The sequence below is a fragment of the Psychromonas sp. L1A2 genome, assembly GCF_009828855.1.
Lineage (GTDB): Bacteria > Pseudomonadota > Gammaproteobacteria > Enterobacterales > Psychromonadaceae > Psychromonas.
In genome coordinates this window covers 931,343-946,060 of sequence record NZ_WUAG01000001.1, presented here as the reverse complement: position 1 = coordinate 946,060, position 14,718 = coordinate 931,343, and the positions used below count along the sequence as shown (strand labels likewise).

Genomic DNA, 14,718 nt, shown 5'->3' with positions numbered 1-14,718 from the left:
TTACACTTGTTAATGACATATTGCCATTAGCCAAATCAACAGGATGAAAGAGGTCCTCACAGTGCCAAACATGAAACTATTTGCAGGTAACGCAACACCCGATCTAGCTCAGAAAATAGCAGATCGTCTTTTCATCAAACTAGGAAGCGCTGACGTAGGTCGTTTCAGTGATGGCGAAATTCACGTGCAAATTAATGAGAATGTTCGTGGTGATGATATTTTCATCGTGCAATCTACATGCGCACCAACCAATGATAACTTAATGGAATTGATCGTGATGATCGATGCCCTTCGTCGTGCATCTGCTGGTCGTATTACAGCAGTAATTCCATACTTTGGTTACGCACGTCAAGACCGTCGTGTTCGTTCAAGCCGTGTTCCAATTACAGCAAAAGTAGTCGCAGACTTCCTTTCTAATGTTGGTGTTGACCGTGTAATGACTGTTGATTTACATGCAGAGCAAATTCAAGGCTTCTTTGATGTACCTGTTGATAACGTATTCGGTAGCTCTGTGCTATTAGAAGATATGTTAGAGAAAAAATTAGACAACCCAATGATCGTATCGCCTGATATTGGTGGTGTTGTACGTGCTCGTGCACATGCTAAACTATTAGACGATGCTGACTTAGCAATCATTGACAAACGTCGCCCTAAAGCAAATGTTGCACAAGTAATGCACTTGATTGGTGATGTTGAAGGTCGTAACTGTATTATCGTTGATGATATGATCGATACTGGCGGTACATTATGTCAAGCAGCAGCAGCACTTAAAGAACGCGGTGCACTTTCTGTATACGCTTACGCAACACACGCAGTATTCTCTGGTTCAGCAGTAGAGAACATTAAAAATTCAGTTATTGATGAATTCATTGTTACTGACTCTATCCCACTAACGGCTGAAATCTTAGCAACAGGTAAAGTTAAACAACTTACTTTAAGTGGTATGTTAGCTGAAGCGATTCGTCGTGTTAGTAATGAAGAATCAATTTCTGCAATGTTCCATTACTAAGATTCTATTACTAAAAATCAAATAGATAGTTAACACCTATTTGATATGTATTTTTTAAAGCGCTTATTTGTTATGAATAAGCGTTTTTTTTTGCATTTAATTTGCATTTAAATTGTACAAAAGTCTTTACTGGGTTACTATGGCGCGCCTTTTTTATACACCCTTTTTGGTGGGAAGGCGGTTATCGCTGGTCGCAAACGATAATCTATTTTAATTTGAAGAGACATTTTGTTTTTTCAACAATGGAGTTTTACCATGTCAATTACATTAGTAGCTACAACCCGTACAGATTTAGGGAAAGGTGCGAGCCGCCGCCTACGTCACACAGACCATACACCTGGTGTTGTATACGGTTCAGGAAAAGATCCTGTTTCACTTACTTTCGAACACAAAGAATTAATGAAAGTTGAAGGCATCGAAGCATTTTACTCTTCAGTATTAAGCCTAGAAATCGATGGTGTTGCTGAGCAAGTATTGCTTAAAGATATCCAACGTCACTCTTTCAAAGAGCGCATCCAACATTTAGATCTTTTACGTGTTGACGCAACTCACGCATTACAAACTACTGTACCACTACACTTCTTAAACGAAGATACTGCTGCAGCTGTTAAAAATGGTGGCATTATTGCTCACTTAGCAAACGAATTAGAAGTAACTTGTTTACCAGCTGATTTACCTGCATTCATTGAAGTAGACATCGCAAATGTTGAAATTGGTCAAACAGTTCACATCTCTGACGTTGTATTACCAAAAGGTGTTGAGTCTGTTGAGCTGATCAAAGGCGAAGAGCATGACTTACCTTTATTAGCTATCACAGCTAAGAAAGTAGTAGCAGAAGACGAAGAAGAAGAAGCAACAACAGAAGCAGCTGACGCTGCTGAGTAATCGTGTCAACTACGATTAAATTGCTTGTGGGCCTGGCTAATCCAGGCCCCGAATATGCAAATACTCGACACAATGCCGGACAATGGTACTTACAACAACTCGCCTCTCAAGAAAATATTCAATTAAAACCTGAAGCTAAATTTTTTGGTCTAACCGGACGTATTCAGTTTGCTGGTAATGACATCCGTTTATTAGTTCCATCTACCTTCATGAATCTTAGTGGCAAAGCTGTTATCGCAATGGCGAAGTTCTACCAAATCAAACCAGAAGAAATTTTAGTCGCTCACGATGAGTTAGACATCCCACCGGGTGTTGCCAAATTTAAACTCGGCGGTGGTCATGGCGGACATAATGGTTTGCGAGATATCATTTCCAAATTAGGCAATAATAAGAATTTTTACCGTTTACGTATTGGTATCGGCCATCCTGGCGATAAAAGTCGTGTTAGCGGTTATGTACTTGGTAAAGCAACGAGTACAGAACAGAATTTGATCGAGCAAAGTATCGATGAAGCAGCACGTTGTACACATATTTTAGGTGTTGACGGCATAGAAAAAGCGATGAATCGCTTACATAGCTTCAAAGCACAATAATAGTTAATTAATAGGATAAAATCATGGGTTTTAAATGTGGTATTGTTGGTTTACCCAACGTTGGTAAATCTACCCTTTTTAATGCGTTAACAAAAGCAGGCATTGAAGCGGCTAACTTTCCTTTTTGTACTATCGAGCCAAATACAGGCATCGTTCCAGTACCTGATCCACGTTTAGATAAACTAGCTGCGATTGTAAACCCGCAGAAAGTGTTACCAACGACCATGGAATTTGTTGATATCGCTGGTTTGGTTGAAGGCGCATCAAAAGGTGAAGGCCTAGGTAATAAGTTCCTAGCAAATATTCGTGAAACAGATGCAATCGGACATGTTGTACGTTGTTTCCAAGATGACAATATCGTTCATGTTGCAGGTAAAATCGACCCACAAGAAGATATTGACATCATTAATACAGAGTTAGCACTAGCTGACTTAGAAAGCTGTGACCGCGCTATCTTACGTTTAGTTAAGAAAGCAAAAGGCGGCGATAAAGACGCTAAATTTGAAGTACCTGTTCTAGAAAAAATTAAAGCACATCTAGAAGCTGACGGTATGGTTAGAAGTTTAGATCTAGAAAAAGAAGAATTAGCAGCCATTGAATACCTTAGTTTCTTAACACTGAAGCCAACAATGTACATTGCTAACGTTGCTGAAGATGGTTTTGAAGACAACCCATTCTTAGATAAAGTACGTGAAATTGCAGAAAAAGAAGGTGCTGTTGTTGTGCCTGTTTGTGCTGCTATTGAATCTGAAATTGCAGAGCTGGACGATGAAGATAAAGCAGAGTTTTTAGAAGGTATTGGCCAAAGTGAGCCAGGCCTTAATCGTGTAATTTACAGCGGTTATGAACTATTACATCTTCAAACTTACTTCACTGCAGGTGTTAAAGAAGTACGTGCTTGGACTGTGCCTGTTGGCGCAACTGCACCACAAGCAGCAGGAAAAATTCATACTGACTTTGAGCGTGGTTTTATCCGTGCTGAAATCATTGGTTATGATGATTTCGTTGAATTTAAAGGCGAAGCTGGCGCAAAAGAAGCAGGTAAATGGCGTTTAGAAGGTAAGTCTTACGTAACTAAAGACGGTGATGTTATCCACTTCCGTTTTAATGTTTAATTAGCTTACTTTAACGTAACTCTAAAATGGCAACTTCGGTTGTCATTTTTGTTTCTAGCCTTTTGTAGCTAACACTATTTTTTCTGATGATTTTAAAAAGGATGTTAGTGTTTTTAATGTTACATCTTATGTTGACTGGATAAGCTTTTTGACTAGCTAAACAATTGAATTTTGATAGGTAAATGATTGCATTTTCTTAGGTAAGTAGCTGTTTCATATTAAGTAGATATTACTTTATATCACGAGAGCTGCTTTATATTAAATGAACATTATTTTCTATTAAATAATACCATTCCGCCTAATTAGTTGATCAGATTCATCCAATCCCTAGTGCACATTTTTATTACTCTTTGACTATCACTTACAAAGTCATTCCATGCATAACAAACCGCATCCACAATTGATTCATAACCATTAAAACAACGATTAGCTAAATGATGTTGACGCAACCAGCTCCACACTTGTTCTATCGGATTTAGTTCTGGAGAGTACGGAGGAAGCTTAATTACGCTAACATTATTAAAGTCTGTCGCAAGATCTTCTGTATGCCAACCAGCTCCATCCATAATAATGACTGCATGCCGATCTTCGGCGGTACTCATGGATACTTGTTTCAGGTGAGCATACATAATGTCTTTATTTACATAAGGCATTACCATCGCTTGTGATTGCCCATTAGTGACACAAACGGAGCCAAATAAATATGCATATTCAAACTGTTGCTGTTTCACAGCTAATGGTCTGCTACCTGTTTTAGCCCATAGCTTTGTTGTTGTATTTTGTTGTCCAAAACGTGCTTCATCTTGTAACCAGATATCGACTCTATCTAATGAGATATGGCCAGGGATCTTAAGGATCATTTTTATTTGGAATTTTTTTAAAATCTTCTTGAACTTCAAGGGACTGTTTTGGGTGCTTAGAGCGAGAGGTTATCCATGAAAAACCTAAACGGTGAAGTAATTTGTAGACACTTGAAAGGTGGTATTGATGGCCAAAATTATCAGCAATAAACAACTGGATATCAGTGCCTACTAATCGGCCACCCTTATCATTTTTTGTATATTCATTAATATATTGAATTAGTTGAAGTGATTGGATTTCAGATAATCGTAAGGGACGTCCAGTTGTCTTTTTATCAATTAATCCATCCAATCCATTTTGATGATATTGAGATATCCATTTATTAACACTAGTACGGCTCACTTTAAGAAATTTAGCGATATCGGTACGAGAGCTGCCTTCTTGAAAGTGCGCTAGAGCAGAATAACGCAGTCTCATACGAACACTTTTATGTGTTTTGGCCAATTCAGAAAAATCATGTTTTTTCATACGTCACCAAGAGAATATAATCAGTTAATAATTAAATACATTAGATCACATAATTAGGCGGAATGGTATAACACATTAAACATTTTAAAAACTCAACCTTCCTAAAAACCTATACTCCCCAAAGTAATCTTTAAAAAATAAGCGATCAAAAGTAAGGTTTTAAATCTCATCTTTAAAGAGTCAGATAAAATCTAAGCGATCTCAATTCTGTTTCTACCATTATTCTTTGCTTCATATAAAGCATCATCAGCACGCTTTAATAAACCATCAAAATCTTTATCTGTTGCTTCCAATTTCGCCATACCAATACTGATCGTGATATTAATATCATTCGGATTAAGTGATTCTATTGCGTCCAGTAAACCGACCGATTTATTAACGGCTTCTTCGCCTTCGCATGAATCAAATAGAATAATAAACTCTTCACCGCCCGAGCGAGCAATCAGATCCATATTGCTAGATTCCAACTGCAAAGTATTCGCCACCTTTTGTAATACTTGGTCTCCAACCGCATGTCCATAATTGTCATTAACCATTTTGAAGTGGTCAACATCAATCATTAACACCCATAAAGATGAACCATTAGTTTGTGCCGTTATTACTTTCTGATCAGCAGTATCCATTAAAAAATGACGATTATATAATCCTGTTAATTGATCATAAAATGCCATTTTATTTAACTTATCTTGTTGCAGCTTAATCGTTAAGTGGGTGTTAACACGAGCGCGAACGATGACCTGACTAAACGGTTTAGTAATATAATCGACTGCACCAATTAAAAAGCCTCTCTCTTCATCTTCTTCTGCTTCTAATCCAGTCACAAAAATAATTGGAATAGAGGCCGTCAAAGGGTTACTTTTTAACAACTCGCACACTTCATAGCCATCCATATTAGGCATGGTTACATCGAGTAAAATCAAGTCGGGTTGTGGCAACTGTTCTGACATTTCTAAACATTCAACACCACTTGTCGCCACTTTGACTTTATGCGTTTTTTCAATACATGACGTTAAGATATTCAATGTTGTTGGAGAGTCATCAACAATTAGCACTAATTGATTTTTAGGCATTATCTAAGGTTCCATTTTTCATTTTATACACTTATTATTTTAATCCAAGACTAAAATTGTCTTTATATTTACGCAATAATTGAATACAAACGAATAATTAAATACAAACATCAAATATATTAGCGCTTCCGGCTCTATGAGCTTATTGATTTCAAATGATGTTAATAATAACTTAAATTTAGAGTTGGACTAATCTAGTTAAACTATAATAATTAAGTTTAGCTACAAAAAACCAAAATGCATTACCACCACTTATTGGCCACAATATACACATAAAGTAGTAGCCCATACAAACCAAAAATTAATCAAAGTGATTAAACACTCATTTAAAGGTCTTTACGTAACTCTTTCATTTAACACAATATATGGAGATATGGTTTTTAAGCTAAAGTAAACTGCTCTTAATTGACTAATCTGAACACACTTGAATATCAACACCTTGTGCTGAAAATAAAGACAGTAATTTCACATCTGACATAGAGTCGGTGACTAGACAATCAATCTTATGAACATCACAGACTTTGTGTGTCGCCATTTTTCCCAGTTTTAAATGAGAGGCAAGCGTAATAACACGTTCTGATTGCTCAATAATCGTCGCTAGTGTTTCAGCTTCATCAATGTGATTGATACTTAAGCCTTGGCTAGGATGCAATGCACACACGCCTAGAAAACAACTATCAAAATGAATTTTTCGCAGCATGGCATTGGTCGTCGCTCCTAAGGCCATCACTGAAGGTTTAAATATTTTTCCACCTAATAAAATTAATTCAATATTATTATGATGGATTAACTTAGTCGCCACTAATGGGCTAGGTGTGACCACCGTAAAATTAAAGTGTGTCGGTAAATTCATTGCTAACTGTAGGCAAGTACTGCCAGAGTCGATCAGGATCGTTTGCCCTTCCTTTATCAAAGGAATAGCCGCAAGTGCAACACGTTGCTTTAAAGGATCAATTTCTTCATGACGCTCTCGATACTCTTGGTTTTCATGCTGTAAAGGCAAAGCCCCGCCATGAACACGACGTAGCTGCTTAAGTTCATCGAGTAATTTCAGATCACGACGCACAGTATCTTCAGACACACCCAATTGCAGGCTTAATTCTGCGGCATAGACTCGGCCTAATTGGCTTAACAACTCTAATATTTTGCTGTGTCTTTGTTGTTGTAACATAATTTACCCTGCGCTTTTTTTCATGATTTTACTTAATTATGCAGGAATATCTCATAATTAGCACCCTTCCCTTTGCATGGAAATGCGGCTTTGTTATCAATGACCATAAACGGGTAGGTATAGTAATTAAAAGTCTCTACCAACCTCTATAGCGATGCTTATATTTCCGATTTCACACTACTTAAAAATAGCCGCCAAATTACCCCTACTCAATAACAGGTTTAAACTGATACTGAGCCGCTAATTGACTAAACCCTGCCGATGCCCCTTTGCTGACATGAATCTGATGGTTAATGCGCTCTTTTAAGGCGTCAACATGCGAGATAATACCAATTAACTTACCCGTCGCATTTAAACGCTCTAATGCTTCTAAAGCCACTTCTAGGGTATTAGCATCTAACGTACCAAAACCTTCATCTAAGAATAATGATTCTATTTGAGTTTTATGGCTCACTAAATTTGATAAAGCCAACGCCAACCCCAAACTGACTAAGAAACTTTCACCGCCAGATAAGGTTTTCACATCCCGCACCGCATTCGCTTGCCATAAATCGATAACTTGCAAAGCTAACGGTTGATTAATATTACGTTGTAATTGATAGCGTTGATGTAAATTAGCCATTTCTTTGTTCGCTAAATAAACTAAGTTATCTAACGTCACTCCCTGCGCGAAAGTTCTAAATTTAGCGCCATCCGCAGAGCCAATTAACTTATTAAGCATTTCCCATTGTTGTGCATTTTTTTGCTTCTGTTGTTGTTGCGTTAATAAGTTTTGTTGCTTAACTTTGGCACTATCATCGGCTTGTAACAAACCTAACTTAGTTGCATAAAGTTGATGATGTTGCTCTATCTTTTGTTCAGACTCGACCAATGCATCGTTTGCTTGTATTAAATCTAACGTAGTTAATTTCAATGCTTGTTGCGTGGTTAGTTGGCTTTCTAATGTTTGTAAACGCGTTGTTTCCGTTAATAACCGTTGTTGTAACTGTTGTCTCAATTCCGTTAAGGCTTGTATTTCATCTTGCGTTAAACAGGCATCAAGGTAATCAGCTTGGTCAGTAAACAGTGAAGAAGTTAATGCCGTTGTAAATAGCCCATCAGCATGGGTTAACTGCGCTTTATATTGAGCTTCTAAAGTAACCAGCTGCGAGTTTTCACCTTGTAATGCTTGCTCTGTCGCACTTAACGTTTGTAATACTGATTTAGCCGCTTCTAACTGAGTTTGGCATTGTGTTAATTGCTGTTGTGCTTTATCACGTAATTGTTGCTGAGAAAGCTCCCCAAACTGCACCTTCCTTTGTTGTTGCAACTCCGTTATTTTTTCAGTTAACGCATTAACTTGAATCGTAACTTGTTGTAATAATTTACTATGTTGTTGCACAACTTGCTGCGATAACGAATATTGTTGCGATAACTCTGCCAATTTCTGTTGTAGTTGCTGTTCGTTAGTTAACTGCAGTTGATAGTCAGTAACTTGCTGTGTCATGTCAGCTAACCATTGTTCTGGCTGATTAAAAATGACGGTTGGATTTAAAAAGGTTAAGTCATTAGCTTCTGAAAGCTGAGAGTGTTCTGGCAAACTGTCTATGATTGTTTGTTTAACGGCATCTGTTTTTAATGCAAGTTGCTCAGATTCAGCAGTTAATGATTCAAGTTGTTCAATTAATGACGTTTGTGCATGTAAACTCTGTTGCTGCGTTAATGATAAATTATGTTTGTCATCCGAAAATATTTGTAATTGATTTGATTGATCAGACTGTTGCTTTTCTAAGGTTCGAACCGCTTCCATTTTTTGAGTTAGCTGCTGTGCTTGTAATGTTAATGCCTGTCTCTGTTTTAACAGCAACTCACTACTTTGTGGATTATATTCCAGAGTCATTAAATAAGCATTATTTGTCCATAAAGTCAGTAATTCCTGTCTTTCAACTAACAAAGCTTGCAGTGAAGACTCGATCTGAACTAGTTGCTGTTGCTTGGTTTTTAATTGTCCATTTAACTCACTATAACGATTACGAGCTTCAAGCAATTGTTGCTGTTGTTCGTTTAAACGGGATTGATGATGTGAAGCATCAATCTTTTGATAATTAACTAAAGCAGGATGTTCTAACGAACCACATAAAGGACACGGTTCACTTTCTTCTACTTTCATTTGCAGCGCGCTAAGACTTTGTATTATCTGATCTTGCTCAAGCAGTTTTTCTGTATTGTTTACATCGTCGGCTAGTTGCTTGCCCTGAGTTTTCCAGGCGAGTAGCTGTTCATTCTCTGCTTGTAATGAGGCTTCTAAGTTAGCTTTATTACCTGTTATTTTTGTTAGATCCGCTTCAATGCGATCCAATTTATCCACCAGCGGTAAAGCTGACTGACAATGTTCTAATTCGTTTTGAATATTAACTAACTGTGCATTTGCACTCGTCAGTGATGATTCAGGTAATAAAGCTAATGCATTTTGAATGTCAGACTGTGTTTTCTGAAGCGCCAATGCTAATGGTTCAACTTGACCCATTAATGCATTCATTGCTTGCTCAGCTTGATGACTTGACTGAAGAGCTTCAGATTTTTTCTTTTCAGTTAACTGTAATGTTTGCGAAAGCGTTGACTGTTTTTCTTGCATCTCATTAAGCTGATTAAGTTGAAATGAGATAGTCGATAACTTTTCGCTAACTTGCGGAATATAAGCACGTGATTTTAAAATTAACTGACTGTCTTGAATCTGAGTTTGATAGTTAGTTATTTGTAATTTCTGCTCCGTGAGCTTTTTATCTTCCTCCGCTAAGAGCTTTGATTTTTCAACTTGTTCTTGATTTAACTGTTCAAATTGAGATTGTTTATCTGCGATGGATAACTCTAAAGGCACTAATACACGGTTAATTTCATCTAAGGTTTTATCAGTTGTTTGTTGCTGCGCTTGTAATTGTTCACTTTTCAGTGACTGATCTTGTTGTGCTTGCTGCATTAGCGTTTTATTACTATTACGCTTTTGTTCAATATCCAACAATTGTTGTTTAACACCTTCATGTTGCGAGAAAGATTGCTGTTTTGAGTCAAATAAAGGCGTTAATTTAGCGGCTTTTTCAGCGTTAACTAAAGCTTTATCTTTGCTTGCAAACTCGTGTTGTTGTTGATTTATGGTAGCCACAATGTCAGTTTGCTTTTTCACATCATCAGAAAGTTTTTGCGTTTGTTGCAACCAATTACAGGCGGTTTCTAAGGCTTTATGTTCTGTTGTTAATGTTTTTTGTTGTTGAGATAGCCTAACAATCTCTGCGTCCAATTCAGCACGTTGTTCTTCATCTAATAAACTTAATACTTTTGATTGCTCAGTGAGTAATGTTAATTCACTTTGGATCTGTTTATTTTGCTGATAAACGTACTGTGCAATTTCACAATATATTTCAGTGCCCGTTAACTCCTCTAGTAACTCAGCACGTTCACCACTTGAGGCATTCAAGAACGCTGCAAAACCGCCCTGAGCTAACAACATAGACTTAGTAAAACGAGAGAAATCGAGTCCTGTTAGCTCGGTAACTTGTTTTAATACTTCACTGCTTTTCGTCGCCAGCACTTTGCCATCTATTTCAGTTAATTCACAAATCGGCGCTTGCAAGTTACCATCAGCATGGCTACGAGCACGTTTTTGTGACCAATAAACTCGATAGCCTTTACCTTTAACCGCAAACTCAACTTCGGCATAACAATCACCAGTACCGCGTGTCATCAACTCATTTTTACTTTGCGTTAATTTATCTAAGCGTGGTGTTTGCTGATATAGCGCTAAACAGATGGCATCTAAAATAGTACTTTTACCCGCCCCCGTTTGTCCTGTGATCACAAATAAAGCGTTCTCTTGGAAAGCTTGATCTTGAAAATCAATTTTCCATTCACCTTTTAAGGAATTTAAATTTTTAAAACGTAAAGAAAGAATTTTCATGATTGATGCTCCACAGCTGATAACACTTCAGCAAACAACCCTTTCAACTGTTGCTTCTGTTCGTCGCTAATATTGTCTTCAATATCCAAACGATGCTCAAATAACTGTTCTGGCGTGACGTTATCCAAACTTTTTTTATCGTTATCTTGCCATTGATTAGCTTCATTGATTTGCGGGCTACTGACTTTTAAAATATCAATGTGAGTTCCTTCTACTAATTGACTTAAATGCGAGTGCAAGTCTGACATGTAATGCGCTTGTTTAAGTTTTACTTCTACCCAAACACTTTGTTCAAAGTCATCAGTCTTAAGAGCATTAATTTGCTCTGAAATACTATCAAGGTCGCCACTGATTACTTTTAAAGATTGAAAGGTCGGTATGTCTATTTCACTCACGCTAAGATCTGTTTTATTCGTAAATTCAATAATATTTACTTTCTTAGTTTGTTTGCTTTCATCAAAGCTCAACGGAATAGGCGAACCGCTATAACGAATAACGTCAGACTGTTGTACTCGTTGTGCCTTATGAATATGCCCTAATGCAATATAGTCAAAGGCCGGAAACAATGAAGAAGGAAAAGCCGTTAACGTACCAATATAAATTTCACGTACCGAATCAGATACCGCGCAACCCACTGCGGTTAGATGGCCCGTTGCTAAAATAGGAGTGTCAGTATTCGCTTGTTCTTGCGCAGTTTCATAGATTCGTTGATAAGTATCGGCAATCCCCTGTTGTAATGACATTTGTTTATGTTCAGCTGAGCTACCTTGCTCGCTGACCATCACATCAGTGGCACGTAAAAAAGGCAATGCACATAACAAAGCTTGTTGTTCACCGTTTTTATCTTTTAAGGAAACAAGATGCTCATTTAAGTTCTCGCTCAACCCAGCCAACACAGAGACGTTTAAAGCACTTAACAGGGATTTACTTTCATTTAACACAGCAACACTGTCATGGTTACCTGAAACAATCACTAACTGTGAACAATAGCTTTGTTGTAATTGCACCACAAAGTCTGCGTAAAGCTTACGTGCATAAGAAGCAGGTGAAGCACTGTCGAAAATATCACCGGCAACGATAACCGCATCAACTTGTTGCTTATTAACGACCTCAATTAACCACGACAAAAACTGCTGATGTTCATTTTCACGTGTTTTCATCATAAAATACTGGCCAAGGTGCCAATCTGAGGTATGTAATATTTTCATGTTTGACTATTCTTAAGTTAAATTATGATCAGTTTATCTTTTTCAGCCGTATAAAACTCTATTCAGCGTTGTTTTTGGTTATGTTTGCACAAAATAAAAACAACTTGATTAGCAATTAAGCAAAAAAACAAAAAAACGTTTTTTTTATTAAAAAATAGTTGACGAGGTTCACTGATATCCGCATAATGCGCCCCATCGAAATGACGCACTGTTCTGCAGAGGTTGTTAAGATTAAAGTAAAAAATGGCTACATAGCTCAGCTGGTTAGAGCACATCACTCATAATGATGGGGTCCCAGGTTCAAATCCCGGTGTAGCCACCATTTACTTTACGCGGAAGTGGCGGAATTGGTAGACGCGCTAGATTTAGGTTCTAGTATCGTAAGATGTGAGAGTTCAAGTCTCTCTTTCCGCACCATTCTTTATTTCGATAAAGAAGCCAGAGAAGAATAACTCTATAAAATAACCACTCAATGAGATTAAACTCTATAAAATAGTAATTGGGATATCGCCAAGCGGTAAGGCACCGGGTTTTGATCTCGGCATTCAGAGGTTCAAATCCTCTTATCCCAGCCACATTCTCTAATGCGTTTTTAACGAATTAGAATCCTTGAAGAAGGTTAAACTTAACAACTGGGATATCGCCAAGCGGTAAGGCACCGGGTTTTGATCTCGGCATTCAGAGGTTCAAATCCTCTTATCCCAGCCACATTATGCGGAAGTGGCGGAATTGGTAGACGCGCTAGATTTAGGTTCTAGTATCGTAAGATGTGAGAGTTCAAGTCTCTCTTTCCGCACCATGATTTGGCCACACGCTAAAATAATGAAACCAGCTTCTAGCTGGTTTTTTTATATCTAAAATTTGAGTTAAATAAAACCCTTCAATTTCGTGATTAAGCCATTTTGACTTTAAAAAGCATTAATCACCACGAAGCCGCTGCGCTACACAAAGAAAAACAATAAATAGCTAGTTAACCTCAATTCTGGATAAGCAAAGTGATACCACACCGCTATTTCTGCAGATTTCTGCGTTAAATTATCTCTCAATAACCAGTTATTGCTTCAATAATTTACCTGAACTACGCAAAACTAATGACTCTGTCTAATAAAAAATAGCCCTTATGATTTTAAAAGTAATATCGATTTAACAAACCAGAATTGAGGTTAACTACAAAGTCAAAGTCAACACATGTAAACATTAAAACACTGCAAGCTAAAGCATGCGCCCCGAGTTTCGATACCTACAAACTGAAATATGACTCGTAAAATATAAATCGACACAAAAGCATCTGGAAACTGAAACGTGCACCTCCAAGTCAAAATTAACAAACTAAAACCGTCTGCCTTTCTGCAACTATTACCAGCCTGTGACTTTGGGGCGCTGGCTTTAGCCTGCAGGGGGTGGTGTGTTTTTTGACTTGTTGCTACAAGTTTATGAGCTTTTTATTCTGGGGCGCATGGTTTAGCTTACAGGAGGTCTGTGTTGTTTTTTCTTTTTAACTAATCTTCTTTACCCTTCGTGCCTTCGTGGTTAAATCGCTTTTGACTTTAAAAAGTATTAATCACCACGAAGACGCTGCGCTACACGAAGGACACGAAGAAAAATAACAAAGAGCTAGTTAGTAATAAATGCTTTTGACCTAACCTTCTTTACCCTTCGTGCCTTCGTGGTTAAACCGCCTTTGATTTTAAAAACATTAAGCACCACGAAAACGCTGCGCTACACGAAGGACACGAAGAAAAAAATAACGCTAATTAATAGTAAGGGGCTAGGTTTAGCTATTTTAAATAAGCCTAGGAAGCGAAAGCCCAAGTCTCTCCTTCCGCACTCTATTTGGTTATGCTTTGCTCAATAAAAAAGGGATGAAGCTAATAACAGCTAACATCCCTTTTAGAGTAATTAAATTAAATTAAATTAAATCATGTAAATTTACTTTTGTTTACATTACTTGATAGAAGAACTCATTTTATTAAGTAACCAAAATAGCGCAGCTACCATGATCGCAAAGCTAAGTGAGACATAACACAACGCTATTCCCATACTGCTTTTAGGACAAATATCACCTTGGCTTAACTCCAATAAACTACCGACTAGAGCGAGTAATACAACAGGTGACCAGCCAATAATAAACAACCATTTAGCGTTAAGCTTATTATGAAAAAAAGTCGCGACCAACATTAGAAAATAGCCAATAGTCACGATAAAACAAGCAGGTAGTTTGGCAACACTTGGACATGGCGCAATGCCTGTTACTGTTAAATAAGACACAGATAACGCGCCGTATAAACCAATACTCAATAGCACTAACAAAATGACTTTTATTGCTATCTGAACCTTCGTAAGCGGCATATCCTTGTTCTCTGTACCTTTGTTCTGTGTATCTTTGCTCTGCATATTAATTATCTTT

General features: G+C 37.5%; 10 protein-coding genes and 5 tRNA genes. 9 read left to right on the top strand and 6 right to left on the bottom strand.

Going from position 1 to position 14,718, the window contains the following annotated elements; genetic code table 11:
* The first annotated feature begins 61 nt into the window (after positions 1-61).
* From GQR59_RS04180 to ychF, 4 genes are all read left to right on the top strand, one after another.
* Positions 62-1,009, top strand: a complete 948-nt coding sequence (locus GQR59_RS04180; RefSeq protein ID WP_025565760.1) for a ribose-phosphate pyrophosphokinase — start codon at positions 62-64, stop codon at positions 1,007-1,009.
* A gap of 255 nt (positions 1,010-1,264) precedes the next feature.
* Complete coding sequence (locus GQR59_RS04175; RefSeq protein WP_160060825.1) at positions 1,265-1,894, top strand: 50S ribosomal protein L25/general stress protein Ctc; 630 nt, start codon at positions 1,265-1,267, stop codon at positions 1,892-1,894.
* A gap of 2 nt (positions 1,895-1,896) precedes the next feature.
* Positions 1,897-2,487 carry an aminoacyl-tRNA hydrolase gene (pth, locus tag GQR59_RS04170; RefSeq protein WP_025565758.1) on the top strand — a complete coding sequence of 197 codons (591 nt, stop codon included), beginning with the start codon at positions 1,897-1,899 and terminating at the stop codon, positions 2,485-2,487.
* 23 nt (positions 2,488-2,510) lie between these two features.
* On the top strand, positions 2,511-3,602 hold the full coding sequence (ychF, locus tag GQR59_RS04165; protein ID WP_160060824.1) for a redox-regulated ATPase YchF: 1,092 nt from the start codon (positions 2,511-2,513) through the stop codon (positions 3,600-3,602).
* A 302-nt stretch (positions 3,603-3,904) separates the two neighbouring features.
* Here ychF and GQR59_RS04160 read toward each other — a convergent pair.
* The 5 genes from GQR59_RS04160 to sbcD form a co-directional block, all read right to left on the bottom strand.
* Positions 3,905-4,931 (bottom strand): IS630 family transposase gene (locus tag GQR59_RS04160; protein ID WP_442966177.1). Its coding sequence is split into 2 segments (ribosomal slippage): positions 3,905-4,480 and positions 4,482-4,931, totalling 1,026 coding nucleotides; the frame shifts between segments, so codons are not numbered across the junction.
* Between the two features lie 191 nt (positions 4,932-5,122).
* On the bottom strand, positions 5,123-6,001 hold the full coding sequence (locus GQR59_RS04155) for a diguanylate cyclase (protein ID WP_160060822.1): 879 nt from the start codon (positions 5,999-6,001) through the stop codon (positions 5,123-5,125).
* A 409-nt stretch (positions 6,002-6,410) separates the two neighbouring features.
* Positions 6,411-7,172 (bottom strand): DeoR/GlpR family DNA-binding transcription regulator, encoded by a 762-nt coding sequence (locus GQR59_RS04150; protein WP_160060821.1) that lies wholly within the window; start codon positions 7,170-7,172, stop codon positions 6,411-6,413.
* A gap of 205 nt (positions 7,173-7,377) precedes the next feature.
* Positions 7,378-11,103: an AAA family ATPase gene (locus GQR59_RS04145; protein WP_160060820.1), complete on the bottom strand. Its 3,726-nt coding sequence runs from the start codon at positions 11,101-11,103 to the stop codon at positions 7,378-7,380.
* Positions 11,100-12,311, bottom strand: coding sequence for an exonuclease subunit SbcD (gene sbcD, locus GQR59_RS04140; protein ID WP_160060819.1), 1,212 nt, complete (start codon positions 12,309-12,311; stop codon positions 11,100-11,102). Before sbcD ends, GQR59_RS04145 begins: the two co-directional genes overlap by 4 nt.
* Positions 12,312-12,556: 245 nt before the next feature.
* Between sbcD and GQR59_RS04135 the strand changes: the two genes are divergently transcribed.
* From GQR59_RS04135 to GQR59_RS04115, 5 genes are all read left to right on the top strand, one after another.
* A tRNA-Met gene (locus GQR59_RS04135) sits at positions 12,557-12,633 on the top strand.
* Positions 12,634-12,643: 10 nt separating this feature from the next.
* A tRNA-Leu gene (locus GQR59_RS04130) sits at positions 12,644-12,728 on the top strand.
* A gap of 83 nt (positions 12,729-12,811) precedes the next feature.
* Positions 12,812-12,886 (top strand) — tRNA-Gln (locus GQR59_RS04125).
* Between the two features lie 58 nt (positions 12,887-12,944).
* Positions 12,945-13,019 (top strand) — tRNA-Gln (locus GQR59_RS04120).
* 6 nt (positions 13,020-13,025) lie between these two features.
* Positions 13,026-13,110: transfer RNA gene (locus GQR59_RS04115), tRNA-Leu, on the top strand.
* A 1,145-nt stretch (positions 13,111-14,255) separates the two neighbouring features.
* On the opposite strand, the gene GQR59_RS04110 is transcribed toward GQR59_RS04115, so the two are convergent.
* A complete protein-coding gene (locus GQR59_RS04110) occupies positions 14,256-14,705 on the bottom strand; it encodes a hypothetical protein (RefSeq protein WP_160060818.1) in 450 nt (149 codons plus the stop codon).
* Positions 14,706-14,718 lie beyond the last annotated feature (13 nt).

Coding starts and splice junctions, on each gene's coding strand:
- GQR59_RS04175 (WP_160060825.1), top strand. CDS start 1,265: ATGTCAATTACATTAGTAGCTACAACCCGTACAGATTTAGGGAAAGGT.
- ychF (WP_160060824.1), top strand. CDS start 2,511: ATGGGTTTTAAATGTGGTATTGTTGGTTTACCCAACGTTGGTAAATCT.
- GQR59_RS04155 (WP_160060822.1), bottom strand. CDS start 6,001: ATGCCTAAAAATCAATTAGTGCTAATTGTTGATGACTCTCCAACAACA.
- GQR59_RS04150 (WP_160060821.1), bottom strand. CDS start 7,172: ATGTTACAACAACAAAGACACAGCAAAATATTAGAGTTGTTAAGCCAA.
- GQR59_RS04145 (WP_160060820.1), bottom strand. CDS start 11,103: ATGAAAATTCTTTCTTTACGTTTTAAAAATTTAAATTCCTTAAAAGGT.
- sbcD (WP_160060819.1), bottom strand. CDS start 12,311: ATGAAAATATTACATACCTCAGATTGGCACCTTGGCCAGTATTTTATG.
- GQR59_RS04110 (WP_160060818.1), bottom strand. CDS start 14,705: ATGCAGAGCAAAGATACACAGAACAAAGGTACAGAGAACAAGGATATG.